Origin of the sequence: Pectobacterium sp. CFBP8739, from assembly GCF_013449375.1 — a bacterium.
Classification (GTDB): domain Bacteria; phylum Pseudomonadota; class Gammaproteobacteria; order Enterobacterales; family Enterobacteriaceae; genus Pectobacterium.
This window is the reverse complement of sequence record NZ_JACDRR010000023.1, coordinates 73,653-98,669: the sequence shown is the minus strand read 5'-3', so window position 1 is coordinate 98,669 and position 25,017 is coordinate 73,653. Positions and strand designations below refer to the sequence as shown.

The window sequence follows — 25,017 nt, the reverse complement described above, 5'->3', positions numbered from 1 at the left end:
ATAGAAGAGAGATCAATGACGGGCAAAAGCCCGCCAATAGGGAATTGAGGATAACGATTTAGAGTTTACGAATCTGCTTCACATCCAGTTCGACGGAATTGAAGTCTTTATCCAGTTCCCCCTGAATTTCCACTTTATCAGTGGGTGAAATCATCTGGCCATTCCAGCGCTTGTGATCGATCTCGACTTCCATCGTACCCGTCGCATCGCGGAACAAATAGTTCTCATCACCGACCCGTTTTTCAATATTGCCGCTCAGCGTAACCCAACTGTCGTCACGCAGATCTTTAGCCTTATCTACCGTGGTGAGGGAATTCTGGGGATCAACAAATCCCCCTTTATGTGTACCAACCGCTGGCGTTTCAGGATTGACGAAACCACCGCCGCTTTGCGCAGCAAATACCGGTGCAGAAACCAGAGCGGTAATGGCGAGTAACGCAGCTGCTTTTTTCATATTTTACCTTCCTTATTTTGCCTGTCGCTTCACGGTCAACTGTTTCGCAGTCAACCTGCGGGAGTAATCGGTCTTCGGGAAGGATTAAAACAAACCGTTCTTAACAGAATCTTAAGGAATCAGCGTCTGTATTTTTATTTTTTTATATTGCCGAAATCGCCCGCTTTCAGCGATTTGTCCTATACATGCCACCTCCCGATTTCGTATAAAACCGGAAAAGGCGCAAACGAGACAGCAGCACATTTCCTGTGAGGCAGCCATGAGAATATTGTTAATCGAAGACGATCGCCTGATTGGCGACGGCCTGAAAGCAGGCTTAATCAAACTGGGTTTTAATATTGACTGGTTTACGGAAGGCAAAGCGGGCGCCGCGGCCTTGAAGGCTGCGCCCTATGATGCGGTGGTGCTCGATCTCAGCCTGCCGGGTATGGACGGAATGGATATCCTGCGCCAGTGGCGTCAGGCTGGGCATGACGAACCGGTGCTGATTTTGACCGCTAGGGATGCGCTGGAACAGCGTGTGGAAGGGCTCCAGCAGGGTGCCGATGATTATTTATGTAAGCCCTTTGCGCTGACGGAAGTTGCCGCTCGCCTGCAGGCGCTAATTCGCCGCCGTCACGGTCAACTTCAACCGACATTAACGCACGGCGTGGTGTCCCTGGAGCCGGGTTCGCGGAACGTCACGCTTAACAATGAGCCGTTGATACTAAAATCCCGCGAATTGGCGCTGCTGGAACTGTTTTTGCTTAACCCAAACCGCGTACTCACGCGCGCACAGTTGGAAGAAAAGCTCTACGGGTGGGATGATGACGTCTCCAGCAACGCCGTAGAAGTGCACATCCACCACCTGCGCAAAAAGCTGGGCAGCGGGTTTATCCGTACCGTACATGGCGTTGGCTATATTCTGGGAGATGCGCCATGAACCGACTCAGCCTGCGCTTACGTCTGATTACCGGTTTTACGCTGCTGACATTGATCTGCTGGGGCGTAGCCAGTCTGCTTTCGTGGTATCAAACGCGCCATAACATCAATGAGCTATTTGATACCCAGCAAATGCTGTTCGCCAAACGCTTGGCCACCATGAATCCTGATGAATTGCGAATCCAGCCGGTGTCTCTGCCCAAAACCAAGAGTTTGGTGCACAAGAACCGCGGCAAACAGGACGATGATGCGCTGGCCTTCGCTATTTTTACCCGCGACGGGAAAATGGTGTTGAATGATGGCGAGAACGGCAAAGATTTCATTTTTGACTATCAGCGCAACGGCTTCACTGACGGCACATTACGCGACGACGACGATACCTGGCGCATCGTCTGGCTAACAACAGCGGATAATCGTTACGTGATTGCAGTGGGTCAGGAATGGGAATACCGTCAGGACATGACGCTGGATATTGTAAAAACCAACCTGATGCCCTGGTTATTCGCCCTGCCGATCATGCTGGCGCTACTATTCTGGCTGGTCACACGTGAACTCTCACCGCTAAAACGTATAACCGCCGAGCTTCAGCAACGTTACCCCGACGACAGTACACCGCTAGCGACGCAGCACATTCCACAAGAAGTTCGCCCGTTGGTTAACGCGCTGAACCACCTGTTTTCCCGTATCAGCGACATGCTGGTTCGAGAACGCCGTTTTACCTCCGATGCCGCTCACGAATTGCGTAGCCCGCTGGCTGCGCTGAAAGTCCAAACCGAAGTTGCACAGCTGGCGCATGACGATGAAGCCATGCGCCGCCATGCCCTGATCAATCTGGACAAAGGGATCGAACGGGCCACCCGGCTGGTGGATCAGCTCCTGACGCTGTCGCGGTTGGATGCCGAATCGTCTCCCGAAGGGATGCAGCCCGTCCAGTTCAATGAACTCCTGCAACAGGCGGTGATCGCGCATTACCACACAGCGCAAACCGCGGGTATCGAGCTGACGCTGGATTTACCGGACACCCCGGTTATTAGGCAGGGTCACCCGCTGCTGCTGACTCTGCTGGTGCGCAATCTGCTGGATAATGCTATTCGCTACAGCCATGAAGGAGGAACGGTAAGCCTGACGCTGACAGAGCGCGGCTTTCAGGTTGCCGATAACGGACCGGGTATCAACGAGGAAGCGCTGGCAAGAATCGGAGAGCGCTTTTATCGCCCACCGGGGCAGGAAAAATCCGGCAGTGGTCTGGGGATATCCATCGTCAATAACATCGCCAAACTGCACCACATGCGGGTCACGTTCACCAATCAGCCCGCTGGTGGGCTGATTGTGTCGGTGAATTGGTAACTATCATTCTCTCTATACGTTAACGCACTGAGCAATGTGGTTTCCCCAACAGGCAGCAACTCGCTGCTTGTTATTAGGGAAACACGGGGATGAGGTTCCCGCAGGGACGCCTCGCCCCGTGGTCGACCGTATACCTCGATCTTATCCCAACATAGCGCCCTAATAGTGGGATCACTTAAATCTCGACCTGTATTCCCAGCTCAATCAGCCTGTTCGGCGGTATTTCAAACTGATCCGCCGCTCGTAATGCATTGCGGCTGAGCATCATGAATAGCTTACCGCGCAAGCGCAGATACCACGGGCGATCACCGATAATCAGCGATTCATTGGACATAAAGAAAGAGGTTTCCATCATTTGGCAGGTTAACCCATCCTGCCAACAGCGCTGAAAGACCTCTTCCACATCCGGCGTTTCACGCCAACCATAGTTGGCAATCACTCGCCAGAACGTCGGCGAAAGCTGTTCAACCGTTACGCGACGCGCGTTCAGCACATAGGGCGCATCCTCCGTTCGCATGGTCAACAGCACCACACGCTCGTGTAGGATCTTATTGTGCTTAAGATTATGCAGCAGCGCGAACGGGATCACGCGAGTCGCACGTGAGAAATAGACAGCGGTGCCCGGTACACGCGTCGGCGGTGATTTCTCCAACGATGCAATCATGGCATCCAACGAGTTACCATGCTCATGCAGCCGGCGCAGCAGCCTGAAGCGCTCGCTTTTCCACGTCGTCATGATAATAAACATCACCATACCCAGCGCCAACGGCAGCCAGCCACCGGACAGAATCTTGACCACGTTAGCCAAAAACATCGGTACGTCTATAACCAGTAAGCCCGCCAGCAATACCCATACCAGATAACGATGCCAGAGCCAGTTCTTCAGTGCCACCGTACAGAACAGAATGCTGGTAATCACCATCGTACCCGTTACCGCAATCCCGTAAGCCGCGGCCAAATTGCCCGAATGCTCAAAGCTGACAATCACGATGACAACGGCGATATACAGCATCCAATTAATGGCTGGGATATAGATCTGACCGGATTCCATATCTGACGTGTGTACGATACGCATCGGCGGCAAATAGCCAAGCCGCACGGCCTGGCGCGTCAGGGAGAAAACGCCGGAAATGACGGCCTGCGAGGCAATGATTGTCGCCAACGTCGCCAATATCATCAGTGGAATCAGCGCCCAATCTGGCGCCAGCAGGAAGAAGGGGTTCTTGATCGCTTCAGGATTCTTCAACAGCAGCGCCCCCTGCCCGAAGTAATTTAACACCAGCGACGGCAGCACCACCGTAAACCAGGCCAGACGAATCGGGAATTTGCCGAAGTGCCCCATATCAGCATACAGCGCCTCGACTCCGGTAATCGCCAGCACTACCGCCCCCAGCGCGAAGAACGACACAGCTTTATATTCGGCAAAGAAGCGCACGGCGTACATCGGATTCAACGCCTGCAAAACTTCGGGGTTAGCGATAATACTTCGCGCCCCCAGCACACCGAGCGTTAAAAACCAAATCAGCATCACGGGCGCAAACAGCTTACCTACACTGCCTGTACCGTGTTTTTGAATAATAAAGAGTAATGTCAGCACGACAATCGATAGCGGGACGATATAGCTGTCCATCGACGGCGCGGCAATCTCTAACCCTTCCATCGCCGACATGACCGAGATGGCTGGTGTGATGACCACTTCTCCATAGAAGAAGCTGCCGCCAATCAACCCCATGATGACCAGCACGGACGTCATGCGATCGGAAGTATTGCGTCCGGCTAGCGACATTAAGGTAAGAATCCCACCTTCGCCTGCGTTGTCCGCACGCATCACATAGGTCAGGTATTTCAGCGAAACAACGAGAACCAACAGCCAAAAGATCAGTGAAAGAAAGCCAAAGACCGAATCAGGCTCGACCCCAAAACCAAACTGCCCTGATAAACATTCCCTTAACGTATAAAGAGGGCTGGTTCCTATATCTCCATAAACCACCCCGATGGCCGCCAGCGTGACCGCCGGAAGCGAACGTTTATGTTCTGAGCTCATATCTATCTTCTGTTGTTAATTAGTCCGCGAAGCGCGTCATTCACAGCAACTCGTCCAAGCGCGCACAGTATGCACAAATCAGGCTAAAAACCCATTTTTATTATGCGAATCGCCAGCGCAAGCCACCCAGTAAAAGCGGGTTTATTGATTACTGTCGCCATAAGGTTGAATAATTCGTAAAAGTATTCTAATAAAAAACTGTGACCTGTCGTTTAATATTATTATTGTCTTTATAAAAATAGGGGCTTTATGGCGCTCCACTTTCACTAATGCTGTGAGATTTACAAATAAACGATTTCAGTACATCACTCATGGGGCTAACGGATTAATTATGCGTCAAACTGCGGCGTTGGCTGAACGAATATCTCGTCTCAGTCATGCACTAGAACACGGGCTCTACGAAAGGCAGCACGCCATTCGTCTCTGTCTGCTGGCAGCGCTAAGCGGAGAAAGTGTTTTTCTGCTAGGGCCGCCAGGTATCGCCAAAAGTATGATCGCTCGGCGTCTTAAATTTGCGTTTCGCCACGCGAATGCGTTTGAGTACCTGATGACCCGCTTTTCCACCCCAGAAGAAGTATTCGGCCCCCTTTCCATTCAGGCATTAAAAGATGAAGGTCGCTATCAACGTCTGACCGCAGGCTATCTGCCGGAAGCTGAAATCGTGTTTCTGGATGAGATTTGGAAAGCGGGTCCCGCGATTTTGAACACCCTACTGACAGCGATTAACGAACGGCGCTTCCGTAACGGCAACAGTGAAGACATCATCCCCATGCGCTTGCTGATCGCGGCGTCGAATGAACTGCCGGAGGCGGATGGCGGTCTGGAAGCGCTTTATGACCGCATGCTCATCCGCCTGTGGCTCGATCGTGTCCAGGAAAAACAGAATTTCCGTGCGCTCCTCGTGAACAACAGCAGCGAACGCGATAACCCCGTACTACCTGCTCTCAGTGTCAGCGATGAAGAGTACCAACAGTGGCAGAAGGATATTGAGCACATCGCGCTACCGGAAGCCACTTTCGAGCTGATTTACACATTACGCCAGCAGCTTGATACGCTAGAACAGGCTCCTTACATTTCCGATCGGCGCTGGAAAAAAGCCCTGCGTCTACTTCAGGCCAGCGCATTTTTCTGCGGCCGAGATGCCATTACACCCGTGGATGTCATTCTGCTGAAAGACTGTCTCTGGCATGACCAAAGCACCTTGGCGCTCATTGAACGTCAGCTTGAAATGTTGATCACTGAACACGCCTACCAACAGAGAAATCTACTGTTCCGCCTACAGCAGGTGAATACCAAACGCCAGCAATACCAACGAGAACAAAGCGAACTACAGGCATTTTCGGTAGAGAAACAGGGGCACTTCCTCGGCCGGAAAATCCACTACACGCTGCCAGAAACCATCATCACAGATACATTGGATCTGGTATTACAACGCCCACTGATCTTGCACGATATTGAAGTCAGCCATGTGATTTTTGAAAAGAATGCGCTGCAAAACTGGCTACAAAAAGGGGGGGAGATTAGAGGTAAGCTCAACGGTATTGGCTTTACCCAACGTCTCGATTTGGCGGTGAACGATCGTCAGCATTTAACCATTCGCGACATCAGTCTGCAAGCCTCCATTCTTTCTCTACCGGAAAAGCGAAACAGTGCACTTCCAACCGAAATTACCGATGAATATGAAAAACTAGGTATGCAACTGCGTGAACAGCGCCGCTTATTCAGTCAGCATCAGCCTTGCCTATTTGTCCAAGGTGAGTGGCTGGCCAAGATAGAAGCCAGTTTGCAACAGGTTGCCGATCTGATCGCTCAATCAAAGCAACAGGATTAACGCCAATGATCACGCTGGAATCACTGGAAATGCTTCTGTCTATTGATGAAAACGAGCTGCTGGATGAGCTAATTATGACGCTGCTGGCGACACCACAGATCACGTTCTTCTTTGAAAAATTCCCCAGCCTGAAGTCATCATTACTCAACGATCTCCCCAAATGGAAAGAAACGTTAAAGCAGCGCCTGCGTACCACCCAGATACCTCCAGAGCTGGAAAAAGAGTTTAGCTGCTATCAACATTCACTATCATTCGACAATCAGACTTTCCAGACGCGCCTCCCTGAGATAATGGATACGCTCAACACCGTGGAATCACCGTTTATAGCCCAGGCTTCACAGCTTATCGACGCCCCTTCCCCATATCGAACGTTAAAACAGAAGCTCACCAATGGGCTTCACGCGCTCTTTCTCCAGCGCTGGCGCTTAAGCCTCACCTTGCAAACGGTTTCATTACATCAGCAGTTAATGGAACAAGAACGGGAAATTCTGCTGGATGAACTACAACAACGCCTGACGCTAAGTGGCAAGCTCGAACCCATTTTGGCAGAAAATGAAAACGCTGCGGGGAGACTCTGGGATCTCAGCGTAGCACAGCGTATTCACACCGACCCTCGCCCGTTATTGGATTTTGGCGCTTTCTTACAACGCCAACCAGAATTACAGAAACTGGCGGAACAACTGGGGCGCAGCAGGGAAACCAAATCCATCCTAGCTAAAGATGCCCCACAGAAAGCCTTTCGGGTAAGTGTTAGAGAACCCGCTACCGTGCCTGAACAGGTCAGTGGTATACATCAGAGCGATGACATTCTGCGCTTGATGCCAACCGAGCTGGCTGCTTTGGGCATCAGCGAACTGGAATTCGAGTTTTATCGTCGTCTGTTGGAACATCGCCTGCTGACCTATCGCTTACAAGGTGAGAGCTGGCGCGAGAAAGTCATGGAACGCCCTGTGATTCATCAACGAAATGAACAACAGCCGCGTGGCCCGTTTATCGTCTGCGTTGATACGTCAGGCTCGATGGGCGGCTTTAATGAGCGCTGTGCCAAAGCCTTCTGCCTTGCGCTGATGCGTATTGCGCTCGCCGATAACCGCCGTTGTTACATCATGCTGTTTTCTACCGGCGTGGTGAAATACGAACTCACGTCTGCGGATGGATTAGAGCAAGCCATACGTTTTCTCAGCCAATCCTTCCGTGGCGGTACGGATATGAGCGCCTGTCTATCAGCGTTGTTGGATAAGATGGATGAAGCACTTTGGCATGATGCCGATGCAGTGGTGATTTCAGATTTTATTGCCCAGCGATTGCCGGATGAGGTGGTCGATAAGGTGAAAAGCCGCCAGAAGCAGCTACAGCACCGTTTCCATGCTGTAGCGATGTCTGATCACGGCAAACCCGGCATCATGCGCATCTTTGACCATATCTGGCGCTTTGATACCGGATTAAAAAGCCGTTTAATGCGCCGCTGGCAACACGGAAAAACGCATTAAATTAAAGCAGACCGGAAACTGACTCATGCAGTGGCTGTGGCCATACGCCGCACTGAACCTGACCAATGTGCGACAATTGCAGCAGCAGCATGACTAGGCGAGACTGACCGATTCCCCCGCCGATCGTTTGCGGCATCTCACCGCGCAGCAGCGCCTGATGCCATTCCAGTTTCAGACGTTCTTCATCCTGTGTCAGCGCCAACTGGCGTGTTAACGCCTCTGCATCCACGCGGATACCCATAGATGAAATCTCAAATGCATCGTTCAGAACTGGGTTCCACACGACGATATCGCCGTTCAGCCCCGCTAGTTCCTGCTCGCCAGGCGTCGTCCAGTCATCATAATCCGGTGCACGCACATCGTGAGAATGCCCGCTGGACAACTTGCCGCCAATCCCTATCAAGAAGACAGCGCCCAGTTCTTTCGCAATGGCTCGCTCACGCCCTTTGGCATCCAGGTCGGGGTAGCGCTTCAGCAACGTTTCGGTATGCACAAAATGAATCTGTTCTGGCAGGAAAGGCTGAATCCCAAACGCCTGATGAACCGCAGCCTCTGTCGCCTTGATACCCTGATAAATACGCATCACCGTCGATTTCAGGTACTCTGCATGACGCTCACCGTCTCCCATCACGCGCTCCCAATCCCACTGATCGACATAAACCGAGTGTATCGGGCTCAGACGATCTTCGTCTGGGCGCAGCGCCTTCATATGGGTATAAATGCCTTCACCACTACTAAAATCATACGCGCCCAGCGTTTTACGTTTCCATTTAGCCAGTGAGTGCACCACTTCAAATGTGGCATCAGGCAGGGCTTTCACCTTAACCTGCACCGCTTTTTCCGTACCGGACAAGTTATCCTGCGTACCATCACCGATACGGCTAAGAATAGGTGCCTGAACTTCAATCAATCCCAGAAGCTGTTCCAGTTGGCTGGAGAAGAAAGATTTAACGAAGCTGATTTGCTGCTGTTTTTCGATGTACTGCTTTTTCATTGCCGCGTCTCTTATTCATCGTATTTAGTTATTCATTAAGCAATAAAAACCGCTAGTCATTCAATAATCTTATGGATAAATTGCTCTTGTGCTTTTAATCCGTCATTTTATAGCGGTATAAAATCATTATTCGCTAAAATAGGAGGCTCAAAGTGGCAGAAATTTATCAGATCGATAATCTCGATCGCGGCATTCTTTCCGCCTTAATGGAAAATGCACGTACCCCGTATGCCGAACTGGCAAAACAGTTTTCCGTCAGTCCTGGAACTATCCACGTTCGAGTGGAAAAAATGAAACAGGCGGGCATCATTGTTGGTACACGTCTGGACGTGAACCCAAAACAGCTGGGCTATGACGTGTGCTGCTTTATCGGCATCATTCTGAAAAGCGCCAAAGATTATCCCTCGGCACTGGAGAAGCTGAACAATCTGGAAGAAGTGGTCGAGGCCTACTACACCACCGGACATTACAGCATCTTTATTAAAGTCATGTGCCGCTCGATAGAAGCGCTGCAACATGTACTTATCAACAAGATCCAAACAATTGATGAAATTCAGTCCACCGAAACACTCATCTCCCTGCAAAACCCCATCATGCGGACGATCGCGCCGTAATGCTTTTTTCCTATACCCATATTATCCACAGGTAGATCCCAGCCAGATCACAGCGTACAATGTCCCGTCTTTTATCGGATGGGATCGCTATGGCAGACATTACCTTGATCAGTGGCAGTACCCTTGGCAGCGCCGAATACGTCGCAGAGCATTTGGCTGAACTGCTGGAGAAGGATGATTTTTCCACTGAACTTCTGCACGGTCCTGAGCTTGATGCACTGTCTACAAGCGGTGTGTGGCTGCTGGTGACGTCCACCCACGGTGCAGGGGAGTTTCCTGACAACCTGAAAGCGCTGTTTGACCAATTGGAACAGCAGAAGCCCGATCTTTCTCAGGTGAGCTTCGGTGCGGTAGGGATCGGCAGCAGCGAGTACGACACGTTTTGTGGCGCGATCCAAACCGCGGATCGTGTGCTGACCCAACTGGGGGCGAAACGGATCGGTGATATCCTTGAGATCGACATCACCCAGCATCAGGTTCCTGAAGATCCGGCTGAAGAATGGTTAGGATCGTGGGTTGATTTACTCAATATCGATTAAATAATCAGCAGTTGAATGTGGATAACTATACTTAATTCAGGTGTAAAAGCAGTAGTTATCCCAATAACAACCCGAGTTCGTTTTTTGTCCTGTGCATAAACCCACATTAAGATCCCAGCTTATACTGGCCAAGATCACCGATCATTCACAGGTAAGGATCAACGCCATTCTCTTGATCTTTAATGTGAATAATCACTTATCCACACAACCAGACGATCCTAATAAGAGATCTAATAAAGAGATCTTTAAATAAAAAGATCTTTCTTTAATTAACGAGGATCCAACGGACTTGGTCGTTGGCTCAAAGTTGAGTAGAATCCTCCACCCCAAGGCAAATAACGATCGTTCTCCACTCATCATTCGCAATAATGCGAGGAGCAGTACCATGTTTTATCCAGATCCCTTTGACGTCATCGTGATTGGTGGCGGTCATGCCGGAACAGAAGCTGCGATGGCTTCTGCCCGAATGGGCCAACAGACGCTTTTACTGACACACAATATTGATACGTTGGGGCAAATGTCTTGTAACCCGGCGATTGGTGGTATTGGCAAAGGCCATCTGGTTAAAGAGATCGATGCCATGGGAGGGTTGATGGCGCGCGCTGTCGATCAGGCCGGTATACAGTTTAGGATACTAAACAGCAGTAAAGGCCCAGCGGTCAGAGCTACTCGCGCACAAGCGGATCGCGTGCTCTATCGCCAGGCTGTTCGCACCGCGCTGGAGAATCAACCCAACCTGATGATCTTCCAGCAGGCTGTTGACGATCTGATTGTGGAAAACGATCGGGTCGTGGGCGCAGTAACCCAAATGGGGCTAAAATTTCGTGCAAAAGCCGTCGTATTAACGGTTGGCACTTTCCTTGACGGCAAGATTCACATCGGGCTGGACAACTACAGCGGCGGGCGTGCAGGCGATCCACCTTCTATTCCGCTGGCACGTCGCCTGCGTGAGCTACCTCTGCGTGTTAACCGCTTGAAAACCGGCACTCCGCCGCGTATTGACGCCAGAACGATCGATTTCAGCGTGTTGGCTCAACAGCACGGCGACAACCCAATGCCCGTTTTCTCATTCCTAGGGAATGCGAGCCAGCATCCGGCACAAATGCCGTGCTACATCACGCATACCAACGAGAAAACCCATGATGTGATCCGTAATAATCTGGATCGTAGCCCGATGTATGCCGGGATCATCGAAGGGATCGGCCCGCGTTATTGCCCATCGATCGAAGACAAAGTCATGCGTTTTGCCGATCGAAACACTCATCAGATCTTTCTTGAGCCAGAAGGCCTGACCAGCAATGAAATTTATCCTAACGGGATTTCAACCAGTTTGCCGTTTGACGTTCAGTGGCAGATTGTTCGTTCAATGGCAGGGATGGAGAATGCACGTATTGTTCGCCCTGGTTACGCCATTGAGTACGATTTCTTTGATCCCCGCGATCTGAAGCCGACGCTGGAAAACAAATTTGTTCATGGCCTGTTCTTCGCCGGCCAAATCAACGGCACAACAGGATACGAAGAAGCCGCTGCCCAGGGCATGTTGGCTGGGCTGAATGCGGCTCGATTAGCTGCCGATAAGGAAGGCTGGTCACCTCGTCGCGATCAGGCCTATCTTGGCGTACTGGTTGACGATCTCTGTACGTTGGGAACCAAAGAACCCTACCGTATGTTTACGTCGCGTGCCGAGTATCGTTTGATGCTGCGCGAAGATAACGCCGATCTGCGTTTGACTGAGATCGGTCGCGAGCTGGGTATGGTTGACGATCATCGCTGGGCGCGTTTCAACGAGAAACTTGAGAGTATTGAAAAAGAGCGTCAACGCCTGCGCGATATTCACGTTCACCCACAGTCTGAGCAGTTAGAGCAAGTTAACTCGCTGCTGAAAACGCCATTGTCGCGCGAAGCAAACGGTGAAGAGCTGCTGCGTCGCCCGGAAGTGGATTACGTCCAGCTTACTGCGTTGCCGCTGTTTGCTCCGGGATTAACCGACGAGCAGGCTGCCGAACAGGTTGAAATTCAGGTCAAATACGAAGGGTATATTGCTCGTCAACAGGATGAAATTGAGAAACAGCTGCGTAATGAAAATACGTTGCTGCCTGCCGATCTGGATTACAAACAGGTTAACGGCTTGTCCAACGAGGTGATCGCAAAACTGAACGATCACAAACCGTCGTCTATCGGTCAGGCTTCACGGATTTCCGGTATTACGCCTGCGGCAATTTCCATTCTGCTGATCTGGCTTAAAAAACAGGGTCTGCTGCGCCGCAGCGCCTGATTTAAGGTAAACTTATCCCCTAAATAGCCGGTTATCCGGCTATTTTTATTATTAACCTCATATTTTTCATCGGGATCTTATTGTGCGCAACACACTCGATAATCTGCTAAACGCGGCTGGTATTGTGATTTCAGATAAGCAAAAAAATCTTCTGATACAGTATGTTGATATGCTGAATAAGTGGAACAAAGCTTACAACCTGACGTCTGTACGCGATCCGCAGCAAATGCTTGTCCGTCATATCATGGACAGTATCGTGGTTGAGCCGCATTTACACGGGCAACGTTTTATCGATGTCGGAACGGGACCAGGGTTGCCGGGGATTCCATTAGCGATTGTTCGTCCTGATTCGCACTTTACCTTGCTGGATAGCCTGGGTAAGCGCGTACGTTTCCTGCGTCAGGTTCAGCATGAACTGCAACTTGAAAACATCACACCGGTGCAAAGTCGCGTTGAAGAATTTCCGGCAGAGCCGCCTTTTGATGGCGTGATCAGCCGGGCATTTGCTTCTCTGCATGACATGATTAGCTGGTGCAACCATCTTCCAGCCAGATCGACAGGGCGATTTTATGCGCTAAAAGGCGTACTTCCAGAGGATGAATTGTCATCCTTGCCACAAGGTGTCCTATTGGATCAGGTCGTTCGCTTATCGGTTCCCGAACTGGAAGGTGAGCGCCATTTGGTCGTGCTTAAACCAAACTAATTTTGTTTTTTATCAAAAAAATTATAACTAAATATTGCGTGTAACGTTACCACCTCGTTTATCGGTGGCAACGTTCCAGAACGCATCACGATCACTGAAATTTTACATCTTCGTTTTTTCAGCGCCGTCCTTTTGCTTTCGCACTGAATAATAACGAACGAAAATAAATCATCGGCATCAAAATTTAGTTATTTTTGTGTTAATTGAGTAAAAAAACGATATCAATAATGTCAATAGGCGGTTGAAACGTTGTTTGTTGCGTTTTTTGAATTGATATTTTTATAAATTATTGAAATTAAATAAAATAAATGACTTATTTTGCTGAGAACAAAAAAAAACACGTTCTGTTGTAAATAGTCGAAAAGCCTTTTATGTGAGTCACATCACAGATTAGAGGCCTTTAGAAATTAATTACACCAGACATGATCAGGGATGATTGTTAGTAAAAACGGGGCTTCAGAAAGAAATTTAAATAATTGTTCACCTTTTCGCTACTTATCGATTGAATTCGCAGGTATGACCCGTATAATTTGCTCGTTTTTTGCTGCTTGACTCAATGGTGTAAAGGCAGTTTTATACGTCATTCGGTATACCTCTGAAAAGGTACGGAGAGAGCAAACGTCATGCCTGTATCCCTTTACAGCGGAAAAGTAGCCTTCAGGTTGCTGTTGCTACAGTTAGTGACTTTTGCTTTGTTGAGTGCTGTTTTCAGCCTCAATAGCGTCAATGCTGCCGCTTCTGCATTAGGTGGGGGATTGGCAGCCTGGTTGCCGAATGTTTTGTTTGTGCTGTTTGCCTTGCGTCATCAGTCGCACAAGCCCGCTGATGGGCGTGTGGCTTGGTCATTCGCGATTGGCGAGGCGCTCAAGGTATTTATCACCATTGCACTGTTAGTGGTGGCGTTAGGCGTGTTTAAAGCGGCATTTTTTCCGCTTGGCCTGACTTATTTATCGGTGCTGATTATGCAGATCGTGGCACCGGCCGTAATTAATCGTTACCGTAGTTAACAACAAAAGGGTAAGGGACATCATGGCTGCTGGAGAAATCTCTACTCCGCAAGAGTATATCAGTCACCACTTGCACCATTTGCAGGTAGGGACGGGTTTTTGGTCGATCAACGTCGATTCGATGTTTTTCTCCATCGCTCTTGGGATCCTCTTTCTGGTTATCTTTCACCGTGTCGCTAAGCGTGCAACCAGCGGTGTGCCAGGTAAGCTGCAAACGGCCGTCGAACTGGTTATCGGTTTCGTTGATGGTACCGTGCGCGATATGTTCCATGGCAAAAGCAAACTGATCGCTCCTCTGGCGCTGACCATTTTCGTCTGGGTTTTCCTGATGAACCTGATGGACCTGCTGCCTATCGATCTGTTGCCGCAAGCCTGGGCGGGTATCTATAGTCTGCTGGGATACGATCCGGCGCATGCGTATCTGCGTGCCGTGCCGACAGCTGACGTGAATATTACGTTGTCGATGGCGCTTGGGGTGTTTATCCTGGTTCTGTTCTACAGCATCAAAATGAAGGGTTTAGGTGGTTTTGTTAAAGAACTGACCATGCAGCCGTTCAACCATCCAGTATTTATTCCTATTAACCTAATTCTTGAAGGTGTCAGCCTGCTGTCCAAACCTATTTCCTTAGGCTTGCGACTGTTTGGCAATATGTATGCGGGTGAGTTGATCTTCATCCTGATTGCCGGTCTGTTGCCGTGGTGGTCACAATGGCTGTTAAATGTGCCTTGGGCTATTTTCCACATTTTGATTATTACGCTTCAGGCTTTTATTTTCATGGTTCTGACGGTTGTTTATCTCTCGATGGCATCTGAAGAGCATTGATTTTCTTTCAACAAATAACGTTTTTAACTGAAACAAACTGGAGACTGTCATGGAAAACCTGAGTGTGGATCTGCTGTACATGGCTGCCGCGTTAATGATGGGTTTGGCGGCAATCGGTGCTGCGATCGGTATCGGCATTCTGGGTGGTAAATTCTTGGAAGGTGCTGCTCGTCAGCCTGACCTGATTCCTTTACTGCGTACACAGTTCTTTATCGTCATGGGTCTGGTTGACGCCATCCCGATGATCGCTGTTGGTCTGGGGCTGTATGTGATGTTTGCGGTGGCCTAAGCAGAATGTTTTCTGCTGAGGTTAAAACATCAACTTATTTAACTTTGAAAGAGGCATTGTGCTGTGAATATTAATGCAACAATCCTCGGCCAGGCCATTGCGTTCGTCCTGTTTGTCTGGTTCTGCATGAAGTATGTATGGCCGCCTATGATGGCAGCCATCGAGAAACGTCAGAAAGAAATTGCTGACGGTCTGGCTTCTGCTGAACGTGCCAAAAAAGATTTGAACTTGGCTCAGGCCAATGCGACAGATCAACTGAAGAAAGCCAAAGCGGATGCTCAGGTTATCATCGAGCAGGCGAACAAACGCCGAGCTCAGATCCTGGATGAGGCGAAAGCTGAAGCGGAAGCTGAACGTAACAAGATTGTGGCGCAGGCGCAGGCTGAAATTGAAGCCGAACGTAAACGCGCTCGTGAAGAGCTGCGTAAGCAAGTTGCCGTATTGGCGATTGCCGGTGCCGAGAAAATTATTGAACGTTCCGTGGATGAAGCTGCTAACAGCGACATCGTTGATAAACTGGTCGCTGAACTGTAAGGAGGGAGGGGCTGATGTCTGAATTTGTCACGGTAGCTCGCCCCTACGCCAAAGCAGCTTTTGACTTTGCGGTTGAGAATCAGGCCTTGGATCGCTGGCAGAACATGCTGGCGTTTTCGGCCGAAGTAGCGCGCAATGAGCAGATTGCCGAGCTGCTTTCCGGTGCGGTTGCACCGATTGAGCTGGCGAAAACGTTTATTGCCGTTTGTGGTGATCAACTTGATGAAGCCGGTCAGAACCTGATTAGGGTGATGGCCGAAAACGGACGTTTACCGGTACTTCCTGAAGTGCTGGAACAATTTATTCAACTGCGGGCAGCACTGGAATCGACGGTTGACGTCGATGTGATTTCTGCCAACACGTTGAGTGAGCAGCAGCTGTCGAAGATCGCTGCCGCTATGGAAAAACGTCTGTCACGCAAAGTGAAGCTGAATTGCAAAATTGATAAGTCTGTCATGGCCGGCGTGGTTATCCGCGCGGGCGATATGGTGATAGATGGCAGCATTCGCGGTCGTCTGGAACGTCTGGCAGACGTCTTGCAGTCTTAAGGGGACTGGAGCATGCAACTGAATTCCACCGAAATCAGCGAACTGATCAAGCAGCGCATTGCTCAGTTCAATGTGGTGAGCGAAGCTCACAATGAAGGTACTATTGTTTCCGTCAGTGACGGAATCATCCGCGTCCACGGTCTGGCAGACGTGATGCAGGGAGAGATGATCTCTCTGCCGGGTAACCGTTATGCGATCGCACTGAACCTGGAGCGCGACTCCGTTGGTGCGGTAGTTATGGGTCCGTATGCGGATCTGGCTGAAGGCATGAAAGTAAAATGCACCGGCCGTATTCTTGAAGTTCCCGTTGGCCGTGGCCTGCTGGGCCGTGTGGTCAACACGCTGGGCGCACCGATTGACGGTAAAGGCGCACTGGATCACGACGGTTTCTCTGCGGTTGAAGCGATTGCGCCTGGCGTTATCGAACGTCAATCCGTTGATGAGCCGGTACAAACGGGCTATAAGTCCGTTGACGCCATGATTCCAATCGGTCGTGGTCAGCGTGAGCTGATTATCGGTGACCGTCAGACGGGTAAAACCGCGCTGGCTATCGATGCCATCATCAACCAGCGTGATTCCGGCATCAAATGTGTGTACGTCGCTATCGGCCAGAAAGCCTCCACGATTTCTAACGTGGTACGTAAACTGGAAGAGCATGGCGCACTGGAAAACACCATTGTTGTCGTTGCTACCGCGTCTGAGTCTGCTGCTCTGCAATATCTGGCGCCATACGCTGGTTGTGCAATGGGTGAGTATTTCCGCGACCGTGGTGAAGATGCGCTGATTATTTATGATGACCTGTCTAAACAGGCCGTTGCTTATCGTCAGATTTCTCTGCTGCTCCGTCGTCCGCCAGGTCGTGAAGCTTATCCTGGTGACGTTTTCTATCTCCACTCCCGCTTGCTGGAGCGTGCATCGCGCGTTAACGCCGATTACGTTGAAGCATTCACCAAGGGTGAAGTGAAGGGGAAAACCGGTTCGTTGACCGCTCTGCCGATCATCGAAACGCAAGCAGGTGACGTTTCTGCGTTCGTTCCGACCAACGTAATTTCTATTACCGATGGTCAGATCTTCTTGGAATCCAACCTGTTTAACGCCGGTATCCGTCCTGCGGTTAACCCAGGGATCTCCGTATCCCGTGTGGGTGGTGCAGCACAGACCAAGATCATGAAGAAACTGTCCGGTGGTATTCGTACCGCTCTGGCACAGTACCGTGAACTGGCGGCATTCTCTCAGTTCGCTTCCGATCTTGATGATGCAACCCGTAAGCAGTTGAGCCACGGTCAGAAAGTGACCGAGCTGTTGAAGCAGAAACAGTATGCGCCGATGTCTGTCGCACAGCAGTCTCTGGTTCTGTTTGCGGCGGAACGTGGTTATCTGGAAGATGTTGAGCTGTCGAAAGTCGGTAGCTTTGAAGCGGCACTGCTGGCTTACGCCGATCGTGAGCATGGCGAACTTCTGCAACAAATCGACCAAACTGGCGCTTATAACGATGAGATCGAGGGCAAATTTAAAGGCATCCTCGATACTTTTAAGGCAACCCAGTCCTGGTAACGCCCGGTGGCCTGCTGTAAAGCAGGCCGCAAGGCTTTGAGGAGAAGCAAAGATGGCCGGCGCAAAAGAGATACGTAGTAAGATCGCAAGCGTCCAAAATACGCAGAAGATCACCAAAGCAATGGAAATGGTCGCCGCTTCCAAAATGCGTAAATCGCAGGATCGTATGGCGGCCAGCCGTCCTTATGCGGAAACCATACGCAATGTGATTGGTCACCTTGCGTTAGGAAATCTGGAATATAAACACCCGTACCTGGAAGAACGCGACGTTAAGCGCGTTGGGTATTTGGTGGTGTCTACTGACCGTGGCCTGTGCGGTGGCTTGAACATTAACCTGTTCAAGAAACTGTTGGCTGATATGAAATCCTGGAGCGACAAAGGCGTTGAAACTGATTTAGCGCTGATTGGTTCCAAAGCGGTTTCTTTCTTCGGGTCGGTAGGCGGAAACATTGTTGCTCAGGTTACCGGTATGGGGGATAACCCTTCCGTATCAGAACTGATCGGCCCGGTTAAAGTTATGCTGCAAGCCTATGACGAAGGTCGTCTGGACAAGCTGTATATCGTCAGCAACAAGTTTATCAATACCATGTCTCAGGAACCGCTTGTTGTTCAAGTGTTACCGCTACCGCCTTCGGATGACGGTGAGTTGAAGAAGAAATCCTGGGATTACCTGTATGAACCCGATCCTAAGTCGCTGCTGGATACCCTGCTGCGCCGTTATGTAGAATCTCAGGTTTATCAGGGCGTCGTAGAAAATCTGGCCAGTGAGCAGGCCGCGCGAATGGTTGCGATGAAAGCCGCAACCGATAACGGCGGTAGCCTGATCAAAGAGCTGCAGTTGGTATACAACAAAGCTCGTCAGGCCAGCATTACCCAGGAACTCACCGAAATCGTCGGGGGAGCCTCCGCGGTTTAAAGCAGGTTTACGAATTACGTATTGTCGAATTACGTAGAGGATTCAAGATGGCTACTGGAAAGATTATCCAGGTAATCGGCGCCGTGGTGGACGTCGAGTTCCCGCAAGATGCCGTACCGAAGGTGTACGATGCGCTTGAGGTAGAGAACGGCGCTGAAAAACTGGTGCTGGAAGTACAGCAGCAGTTGGGCGGCGGTATTGTTCGCTGTATCGCAATGGGTTCTTCTGACGGTCTGCGCCGCGGGTTGAACGTGAATAACCTGGACCACCCGATCGAAGTACCGGTAGGTAAAGCAACGCTGGGTCGTATCATGAACGTGTTGGGTGATCCCATCGACATGAAAGGCGACATCGGCGAAGAAGAGCGTTGGGCTATCCACCGTTCAGCTCCGAGCTATGAAGAGCTGTCAAACTCACAGGAACTGCTGGAAACCGGCATCAAGGTTATCGACCTGATGTGTCCGTTTGCCAAGGGCGGTAAAGTGGGTCTGTTCGGTGGTGCGGGCGTAGGTAAAACCGTAAACATGATGGAGCTGATCCGTAACATCGCGATCGAGCACTCCGGTTACTCCGTGTTTGCAGGCGTGGGTGAACGCACCCGTGAAGGTAACGACTTCTACCACGAAATGACCGATTCCAACGTCATCGACAAAGTATCACTGGTTTATGGCCAGATGAACGAGCCACCAGGTAACCGTCTGCGCGTCGCATTGACCGGTCTGACCATGGCGGAAAAATTCCGTGATGAAGGCCGTGACGTACTGTTGTTCGTCGATAACATCTATCGTTATACCCTGGCCGGTACGGAAGTATCCGCACTGCTGGGTCGTATGCCTTCTGCGGTAGGTTATCAGCCAACGCTGGCGGAAGAGATGGGCGTTCTGCAAGAGCGTATCACCTCAACCAAAACCGGTTCTATCACTTCCGTACAGGCCGTTTACGTCCCTGCGGATGACTTGACTGACCCCTCTCCAGCCACCACCTTTGCTCACTTGGATGCAACCGTGGTACTGAGCCGTCAGATCGCTTCTCTTGGGATTTACCCGGCCGTTGACCCGCTGGATTCCACCAGCCGTCAGTTGGATCCGTTGGTTGTTGGTCAGGAACACTATGATGTTGCCCGTGGCGTGCAGTCTATCCTGCAACGTTATCAGGAACTGAAAGACATCATCGCGATTCTGGGTATGGACGAGCTGTCTGAAGAAGACAAGCTGGTGGTATCTCGTGCGCGTAAAATTCAGCGCTTCCTGTCACAGCCGTTCTTCGTAGCGGAAGTATTTACCGGTTCTCCAGGTAAATACGTTGCTCTGAAAGACACGATCCGTGGCTTTAAAGGAATTATGGAAGGCGAATACGACCACCTGCCAGAGCAGGCGTTCTACATGGTTGGTTCCATTGACGAAGTCGTGGAAAAAGCCAAGAAACTGTAACGCCTTGTAGGAGGGTGACATGGCTATGACTTACCATCTGGATGTCGTGAGTGCAGAACAGCAAATGTTCTCCGGTCTGGTGCAGAAGATCCAGGTAACGGGGAGCGAAGGCGAACTGGGTATTTATCCGGGACATGCCCCTCTGCTTACTGCCATTAAGCCTGGTATGGTTCGTATCGTTAAGCAGCACGGTGATGAAGAGTATATTTATCTTTCTGGTGGCATTCTTGAGGTGCAACCGAATACGGTTACCGTACTGTCTGATACTGCTATCCGTGGGCAGGATCTGGATGAAGCACGTGCGCTGGAAGCGAAACGCAAAGCTGAAGATCATATCCGTAATTCGCATGGCGATGTGGATTATGCTCAGGCTTCCGCAGAGCTGAGCAAAGCGATTGCGAAGCTGCGCGTTATCGAGCTGACCAGAAAAGCGATGTAACAGATAAGCGTGCAATAATTGAAGGCCAGTCAGTTCACACTGACTGGCCTTTTTGCATTTAAGCATATGCTATACGCCGAGATAAAAAATGCCTGCAAGAGCAGGCAGTTAGATCGTAGACAAACCTATTTACCGAACGAAAACGGTAGTAACGGAATAGAAGAGTAAAGCGTTTGCGCCAGGGGGGCGCAAGCCGAGCGCACATGGATGTGTTTACAGCGTCTTTACGATCTATCCGTTACTACCGCGCTCGACGCGTTTCATGAGCAACCCCACCTTATTAGGCGGGGTTTATTTGAAGTGACTTATTTCTTCTTCAGGAAGTCGCCAAGTACCAGATTGCCTTTGGCATCACGTGTAAACGTTTCAGGTACGGTTACCGATACGAAGTTATTTACCGTGATCTCCTTGCCCTGTGCATTGACGGACTTATCACCCTTGATGAAGTAGTTGGTGTTATCGATATTACCGACAACCGCATCATCATATTTACCCGCTTTGGTCTTCAGTGACATGTTGTTCTTGAAGACACCTTGTTTTTCTGGGCCAGAGTAAGGGCTTGGGCGGAAAATAAAGTTAAAGCGTTCGTTATCTAACGCGATGTTGTCTTCAACAATCAGTGCACCAGGGTTAAAGTTGTCAGTGAAACCATCAAGCTTGTTACCCACGGCAATGCTGTGTTTAACCTGATGCGCCACTGGTTGACCTTCGCCACCCATTTTGAAGCCGTTGCTAGTGTTGTTCATGGCAATTGAATTCTCGATCACCACAACGCCGTTGGCGCCGTCTTCAATTTTGTTAAACAGGTCGAAGCCGTCATCGACGTTATTGTGCGAGAACGCACCGCGAATCACGTTACCTTCACCCACACGCATTTTCACCGCAAAACCGTCGGCGTTAATTTTGCCTGGATCCTGGTTGCTGTGAGATTCTGAATTCAGAATCAGATTATGGCTGGCCCACAGCGGTCTACCCACATCGGCTGTTGAGGTCACCTGAATACCGGTATCGTCAGCGTGATGCGCCAGAACGCGTTCGATGGTGTTGTAGCTACCCTCGATACGGAACGGTTTCTCGGTAATTTCAATCCCTTTAACATGCCAATGGCTTGCTTTCAGTTGCAGGCCATGAATGACGGCTTTATTACCGATAGTAAACAGGTTTTTGACGGCTTTTTGCTGACCGCTGGCACTGACAGGGATTTCAGACGCGCTGTAATCACCATCGCTGAGCCAAATGGTGCCGCCTGCTGGCAGAGCGGCGACGGCGCTGGCAAAATCGAGCGGGGCATTTTTACTGCCGTCATTGCTGGCTGAACCTTGTGGTGAAACATACAGATTTTTAGCGTCTGCATAGGCCACTTTTTCAACCTTCAACGTGCTTTCTTTTACCGCTTTATCATCGCCTTCCTCAGGCTGGTAGGTTACCTTGAATTCAGCACCGTTACCGGCAATCTTCGCTGGCAGAGAGAAGGTCTCTCCCGCTTTTACCTGCTTGGCATCACCCAGCGATTTACCGTCTTGTGATACGGCAATCGTACCGTTGTAATTGGCTTTCGCCTGCACAACATAGTGTTCGCTGGTGGTTTTAGGCGATGACATCACCTGAAGCAAAGGATCATAATCCTTAGCCTTAAACTCAGGTGACGCTTTGGTTTGTGCCGGCGTGGTGGTCAACTGTGCATTGCTAACGGTGATTTTGGCGTTACGAGAAGCAAAGAAACCAATGTAGTAGTGGTCTTTATCCAGCTTGGTAACGACGTCCGCGCCTTTGACTTCTTTAGAGACCCAGTTATCCGTGCCTTTCGGTGCATAAGAGGTGATAAAGCCGTCGTTGGTGCGCTCCAGTTTCAGGCGGAACGTCGGCGTTTGCTCCAGATTCACATTTTCCTGATAGCTGGTTTTGGTAATCTTCGCACCGGCATTGCCCCACGGCTGCGTTACGCCATTACGCAAAATCGCCTGTAGCTTAATTTCGGTATTCGATTTCTTATCCTGCGTCATGATGGCGTTCATCACCATGTTGGATGCGGCAGGGAATTCTTCATACCCTTCTTTCAGCGGTTCCTGACGCGGTACGCCGATAATATCGCGCACCAGAATCCCCGCCCCTTCCTGAGCCGCAGGTTTGGCGCCATTTTCTGGTCCAAACTGTTCCACGGTAATATCAGATTGAAGCGTAAAATTCACATTGGCAGGCAGTTGCGTATAGAAAAACGTCAGCCCGTCATGGGTGTTGGCAATCTTTCCGCCACGACTTTCAATCGTTATGGGGGCGGATAAATCTGCGTTATCCTCTGGCGCTAATTTCTTACCGTTAATGGTGACGTTATTAACACCCACTTTTTCCGGCAGGACATTGGATGAGAAGTTTACGTCTGTCGATTGACCAAAGGCGACACCATGCCAGACTGGTGTTGATTCTGTCGCGGCGTGTGTGCTGAAGCTGAAAAGTAATGCATTCGTCAACGCGACGGCTGCGAGACGTGAAGAACGGTATTTCCGTAAAGAATGACATTTTGGTGAAGAACAACGTTTCATTGTGTCTCCTTCGTTATTGAATTATTCGCCCACATATACTGCTATAAATGAAACACTGTTTCTTTTGTGTGTGTCACAAATGGAAATACTTAAAAATAAAGTCTGTTTTTTATGAAACCCTGTATCATTTCTGTTTAGGTTGAGAGTCTGGTGCTTGTATCTTTTTCTCGTGAACATTCGTCGTGTTGAGAGCGATTTTCAGAAAAAACTCACCAAAAAGTATCCGCGTTACGCAGTAGTTTCGGTAAACTCTGGCTATTCATGCCGTAACAGGCTGGTCATTTTATTCTTGCGGAGCGGTGGCTTCGCACTGTCAGGATGCTTATGTCAAATAGTGCTATGAGTGTGGTGATCCTTGCTGCGGGTAAAGGAACCCGTATGTATTCCGACCTTCCCAAGGTGTTACATCAGTTGGCAGGTAAACCGATGGTTCAGCACGTCATTGATGCGGCAATGACAACAGGCGCACAACACGTTCATCTGGTATACGGTCACGGCGGTGATTTGCTAAAACGTGAATTGACCGATCCTGCCCTGAACTGGGTATTACAAGCGGAACAACTCGGAACCGGTCACGCCATGCAGCAAGCTGCTCCTCATTTTGCCGATGATGAAGACATCCTGATGTTGTACGGCGATGTGCCGCTGATTTCATCGCAAACGCTGAGGCGTTTACGTGAGGCTAAGCCTCAGGGCGGTATCGGCCTGTTGACGGTGAAGCTGGACGATCCGACGGGCTATGGACGTATTGTGCGTGAAAACGGTGCTGTTGTTGGGATCGTCGAGCACAAAGATGCCAGCGAAGAACAGCGTCAGATTAGCGAGATCAATACCGGCATTCTTATTGCGAACGGCAAAGATCTGAAACGTTGGTTAAGCCAGTTGAATAACAACAATGCGCAGGGCGAGTTTTACATCACTGATATCATTGCGATGGCGGCGAAAGAAGGCCTGCGTGTTGAAGCGGTTCACCCCGAGCGATTGAGCGAAGTAGAAGGCGTCAATAATCGCCTGCAACTGTCGGCGCTGGAGCGGGTTTATCAGCGTGAACAGGCAGATAAACTGTTGCTGGCCGGTGTGATGCTGCTCGATCCGGCTCGGTTTGATCTGCGCGGCGAACTGACTCACGGTCGTGATGTAGTGATTGATGTCAATGTTGTCGTGGAAGGTAATGTTAAGCTAGGCAACCGGGTGAAAATTGGCGCGGGCTGCGTGATCAAAAACAGTATTATTGGCGACGACTGTGAGATCAGCCCTTACTCTGTGTTGGAAGATGCGGTGTTAGAAGCTGAGTGTACCGTTGGCCCGTTTGCCCGCCTGCGCCCAGGCGCTGAGCTGGCTGAAGGCGCGCATGTCGGCAATTTTGTCGAACTGAAAAAGGCGCGTTTAGGTAAAGGATCAAAAGCAGGCCACTTGAGCTATTTGGGTGATGCGGATATCGGTTCCGGTGTTAATATTGGCGCGGGAACGATCACCTGTAATTATGATGGTGCGAATAAACACAAAACGGTGATTGGCGACGATGTATTTGTCGGCTCGGATACGCAACTGGTGGCACCCGTTAACGTTGCTAACGGTGTGACGATTGGTGCGGGAACGACGGTTACGCGCGATGTAGCAGAGAATGAACTGGTGATCAGCCGCGTGAAACAGCAGCATATTTCCGGCTGGCGGCGTCCGGTGAAAAAGAAATAGTCGTTGAGTAATATACCTCCGCTTATGGCG

The 25,017-nt window shown here is 50.2% G+C and carries 22 protein-coding genes; 18 read left to right on the top strand and 4 right to left on the bottom strand.

Features of this window, described 5'->3' with window-relative positions:
• Positions 1 to 58: 58 nt before the first annotated feature.
• A complete protein-coding gene (locus H0247_RS16750) occupies positions 59 to 454 on the bottom strand; it encodes a YgiW/YdeI family stress tolerance OB fold protein (protein ID WP_180743548.1) in 396 nt (131 codons plus the stop codon).
• Between the two features lie 259 nt (positions 455 to 713).
• On the opposite strand from H0247_RS16750, the gene qseB reads away from it, so the two are divergent.
• Both qseB and qseC read left to right on the top strand, forming a co-directional pair.
• Positions 714 to 1,376 carry a quorum sensing response regulator transcription factor QseB gene (gene qseB, locus H0247_RS16745; RefSeq protein ID WP_180743547.1) on the top strand — a complete coding sequence of 221 codons (663 nt, stop codon included), beginning with the start codon at positions 714 to 716 and terminating at the stop codon, positions 1,374 to 1,376.
• A complete protein-coding gene (gene qseC / locus H0247_RS16740) occupies positions 1,373 to 2,722 on the top strand; it encodes a quorum sensing histidine kinase QseC (RefSeq protein WP_180743546.1) in 1,350 nt (449 codons plus the stop codon). The genes qseB and qseC overlap by 4 nt, the downstream gene beginning before the upstream one ends.
• 175 nt (positions 2,723 to 2,897) lie before the next feature.
• Here qseC and kup read toward each other — a convergent pair whose 3' ends face one another.
• Entirely contained in the window at positions 2,898 to 4,766 is a 1,869-nt protein-coding gene (gene kup / locus H0247_RS16735) for a low affinity potassium transporter Kup (RefSeq protein WP_180743545.1), read from the bottom strand.
• 331 nt (positions 4,767 to 5,097) lie between these two features.
• Here kup and ravA point away from each other — a divergent pair, with 331 nt between their 5' ends.
• Together ravA and viaA are read left to right on the top strand one after the other, a co-directional pair.
• The gene (ravA, locus tag H0247_RS16730) at positions 5,098 to 6,597 is read left to right on the top strand and encodes an ATPase RavA (RefSeq protein ID WP_180743544.1); all 1,500 of its coding nucleotides are present in this window, start codon (positions 5,098 to 5,100) and stop codon (positions 6,595 to 6,597) included.
• A 5-nt stretch (positions 6,598 to 6,602) separates the two neighbouring features.
• Entirely contained in the window at positions 6,603 to 8,087 is a 1,485-nt protein-coding gene (viaA, locus tag H0247_RS16725) for an ATPase RavA stimulator ViaA (RefSeq protein ID WP_180743543.1), read from the top strand.
• Between the two features lies 1 nt (position 8,088).
• Here the strand turns inward: viaA and asnA are convergent, their stop codons facing one another.
• Positions 8,089 to 9,081 carry an aspartate--ammonia ligase gene (asnA, locus tag H0247_RS16720; RefSeq protein ID WP_180743542.1) on the bottom strand — a complete coding sequence of 331 codons (993 nt, stop codon included), beginning with the start codon at positions 9,079 to 9,081 and terminating at the stop codon, positions 8,089 to 8,091.
• A gap of 152 nt (positions 9,082 to 9,233) precedes the next feature.
• On the opposite strand from asnA, the gene asnC reads away from it, so the two are divergent.
• From asnC to H0247_RS16655, 13 genes are all read left to right on the top strand, one after another.
• Positions 9,234 to 9,695, top strand: coding sequence for a transcriptional regulator AsnC (gene asnC, locus H0247_RS16715; protein WP_010300103.1), 462 nt, complete (start codon positions 9,234 to 9,236; stop codon positions 9,693 to 9,695).
• An 89-nt stretch (positions 9,696 to 9,784) separates the two neighbouring features.
• Complete coding sequence (mioC, locus tag H0247_RS16710; protein ID WP_180743541.1) at positions 9,785 to 10,234, top strand: FMN-binding protein MioC; 450 nt, start codon at positions 9,785 to 9,787, stop codon at positions 10,232 to 10,234.
• A 385-nt stretch (positions 10,235 to 10,619) separates the two neighbouring features.
• Complete coding sequence (mnmG, locus tag H0247_RS16705) at positions 10,620 to 12,509, top strand: tRNA uridine-5-carboxymethylaminomethyl(34) synthesis enzyme MnmG (RefSeq protein WP_180743540.1); 1,890 nt, start codon at positions 10,620 to 10,622, stop codon at positions 12,507 to 12,509.
• A gap of 82 nt (positions 12,510 to 12,591) precedes the next feature.
• Positions 12,592 to 13,212: a 16S rRNA (guanine(527)-N(7))-methyltransferase RsmG gene (gene rsmG, locus H0247_RS16700; protein ID WP_180743539.1), complete on the top strand. Its 621-nt coding sequence runs from the start codon at positions 12,592 to 12,594 to the stop codon at positions 13,210 to 13,212.
• Between the two features lie 623 nt (positions 13,213 to 13,835).
• Positions 13,836 to 14,219: a F0F1 ATP synthase subunit I gene (atpI, locus tag H0247_RS16695; protein WP_180743538.1), complete on the top strand. Its 384-nt coding sequence runs from the start codon at positions 13,836 to 13,838 to the stop codon at positions 14,217 to 14,219.
• Positions 14,220 to 14,241: 22 nt separating this feature from the next.
• The gene (atpB, locus tag H0247_RS16690) at positions 14,242 to 15,042 is read left to right on the top strand and encodes a F0F1 ATP synthase subunit A (protein WP_180743537.1); all 801 of its coding nucleotides are present in this window, start codon (positions 14,242 to 14,244) and stop codon (positions 15,040 to 15,042) included.
• A 49-nt stretch (positions 15,043 to 15,091) separates the two neighbouring features.
• Positions 15,092 to 15,331 (top strand): F0F1 ATP synthase subunit C, encoded by a 240-nt coding sequence (gene atpE / locus H0247_RS16685; protein WP_005976545.1) that lies wholly within the window; start codon positions 15,092 to 15,094, stop codon positions 15,329 to 15,331.
• A 63-nt stretch (positions 15,332 to 15,394) separates the two neighbouring features.
• Positions 15,395 to 15,865, top strand: a complete 471-nt coding sequence (atpF, locus tag H0247_RS16680) for a F0F1 ATP synthase subunit B (protein WP_010681466.1) — start codon at positions 15,395 to 15,397, stop codon at positions 15,863 to 15,865.
• Between the two features lie 14 nt (positions 15,866 to 15,879).
• Positions 15,880 to 16,413 carry a F0F1 ATP synthase subunit delta gene (gene atpH / locus H0247_RS16675; RefSeq protein ID WP_039363754.1) on the top strand — a complete coding sequence of 178 codons (534 nt, stop codon included), beginning with the start codon at positions 15,880 to 15,882 and terminating at the stop codon, positions 16,411 to 16,413.
• 12 nt (positions 16,414 to 16,425) lie between these two features.
• Positions 16,426 to 17,967 carry a F0F1 ATP synthase subunit alpha gene (gene atpA, locus H0247_RS16670; protein WP_005976551.1) on the top strand — a complete coding sequence of 514 codons (1,542 nt, stop codon included), beginning with the start codon at positions 16,426 to 16,428 and terminating at the stop codon, positions 17,965 to 17,967.
• Between the two features lie 52 nt (positions 17,968 to 18,019).
• Entirely contained in the window at positions 18,020 to 18,883 is an 864-nt protein-coding gene (gene atpG, locus H0247_RS16665) for a F0F1 ATP synthase subunit gamma (protein ID WP_015842330.1), read from the top strand.
• A gap of 47 nt (positions 18,884 to 18,930) precedes the next feature.
• On the top strand, positions 18,931 to 20,313 hold the full coding sequence (gene atpD / locus H0247_RS16660) for a F0F1 ATP synthase subunit beta (protein WP_014917152.1): 1,383 nt from the start codon (positions 18,931 to 18,933) through the stop codon (positions 20,311 to 20,313).
• A 19-nt stretch (positions 20,314 to 20,332) separates the two neighbouring features.
• Positions 20,333 to 20,752: a F0F1 ATP synthase subunit epsilon gene (locus H0247_RS16655; RefSeq protein WP_180743536.1), complete on the top strand. Its 420-nt coding sequence runs from the start codon at positions 20,333 to 20,335 to the stop codon at positions 20,750 to 20,752.
• Positions 20,753 to 21,057: 305 nt separating this feature from the next.
• Here H0247_RS16655 and pelX read toward each other — a convergent pair whose 3' ends face one another.
• Complete coding sequence (pelX, locus tag H0247_RS16650; protein ID WP_180743535.1) at positions 21,058 to 23,292, bottom strand: pectate disaccharide-lyase PelX; 2,235 nt, start codon at positions 23,290 to 23,292, stop codon at positions 21,058 to 21,060.
• Positions 23,293 to 23,616: 324 nt separating this feature from the next.
• Here pelX and glmU point away from each other — a divergent pair, with 324 nt between their 5' ends.
• A complete protein-coding gene (gene glmU / locus H0247_RS16645; protein ID WP_180743534.1) occupies positions 23,617 to 24,987 on the top strand; it encodes a bifunctional UDP-N-acetylglucosamine diphosphorylase/glucosamine-1-phosphate N-acetyltransferase GlmU in 1,371 nt (456 codons plus the stop codon).
• Positions 24,988 to 25,017 lie beyond the last annotated feature (30 nt).

What these genes read in the sequence shown, in the direction of transcription:
- H0247_RS16750 (WP_180743548.1), bottom strand. Translation starts at nt 454, where the DNA reads ATGAAAAAAGCAGCTGCGTTACTCGCCATTACCGCTCTGGTTTCTGCA.
- qseB (WP_180743547.1), top strand. Translation starts at nt 714, where the DNA reads ATGAGAATATTGTTAATCGAAGACGATCGCCTGATTGGCGACGGCCTG.
- qseC (WP_180743546.1), top strand. Translation starts at nt 1,373, where the DNA reads ATGAACCGACTCAGCCTGCGCTTACGTCTGATTACCGGTTTTACGCTG.
- kup (WP_180743545.1), bottom strand. Translation starts at nt 4,766, where the DNA reads ATGAGCTCAGAACATAAACGTTCGCTTCCGGCGGTCACGCTGGCGGCC.
- ravA (WP_180743544.1), top strand. Translation starts at nt 5,098, where the DNA reads ATGCGTCAAACTGCGGCGTTGGCTGAACGAATATCTCGTCTCAGTCAT.
- viaA (WP_180743543.1), top strand. Translation starts at nt 6,603, where the DNA reads ATGATCACGCTGGAATCACTGGAAATGCTTCTGTCTATTGATGAAAAC.
- asnA (WP_180743542.1), bottom strand. Translation starts at nt 9,081, where the DNA reads ATGAAAAAGCAGTACATCGAAAAACAGCAGCAAATCAGCTTCGTTAAA.
- mioC (WP_180743541.1), top strand. Translation starts at nt 9,785, where the DNA reads ATGGCAGACATTACCTTGATCAGTGGCAGTACCCTTGGCAGCGCCGAA.
- mnmG (WP_180743540.1), top strand. Translation starts at nt 10,620, where the DNA reads ATGTTTTATCCAGATCCCTTTGACGTCATCGTGATTGGTGGCGGTCAT.
- atpI (WP_180743538.1), top strand. Translation starts at nt 13,836, where the DNA reads ATGCCTGTATCCCTTTACAGCGGAAAAGTAGCCTTCAGGTTGCTGTTG.
- atpB (WP_180743537.1), top strand. Translation starts at nt 14,242, where the DNA reads ATGGCTGCTGGAGAAATCTCTACTCCGCAAGAGTATATCAGTCACCAC.
- atpE (WP_005976545.1), top strand. Translation starts at nt 15,092, where the DNA reads ATGGAAAACCTGAGTGTGGATCTGCTGTACATGGCTGCCGCGTTAATG.
- atpH (WP_039363754.1), top strand. Translation starts at nt 15,880, where the DNA reads ATGTCTGAATTTGTCACGGTAGCTCGCCCCTACGCCAAAGCAGCTTTT.
- atpA (WP_005976551.1), top strand. Translation starts at nt 16,426, where the DNA reads ATGCAACTGAATTCCACCGAAATCAGCGAACTGATCAAGCAGCGCATT.
- atpG (WP_015842330.1), top strand. Translation starts at nt 18,020, where the DNA reads ATGGCCGGCGCAAAAGAGATACGTAGTAAGATCGCAAGCGTCCAAAAT.
- atpD (WP_014917152.1), top strand. Translation starts at nt 18,931, where the DNA reads ATGGCTACTGGAAAGATTATCCAGGTAATCGGCGCCGTGGTGGACGTC.
- H0247_RS16655 (WP_180743536.1), top strand. Translation starts at nt 20,333, where the DNA reads ATGGCTATGACTTACCATCTGGATGTCGTGAGTGCAGAACAGCAAATG.
- pelX (WP_180743535.1), bottom strand. Translation starts at nt 23,292, where the DNA reads ATGAAACGTTGTTCTTCACCAAAATGTCATTCTTTACGGAAATACCGT.
- glmU (WP_180743534.1), top strand. Translation starts at nt 23,617, where the DNA reads ATGTCAAATAGTGCTATGAGTGTGGTGATCCTTGCTGCGGGTAAAGGA.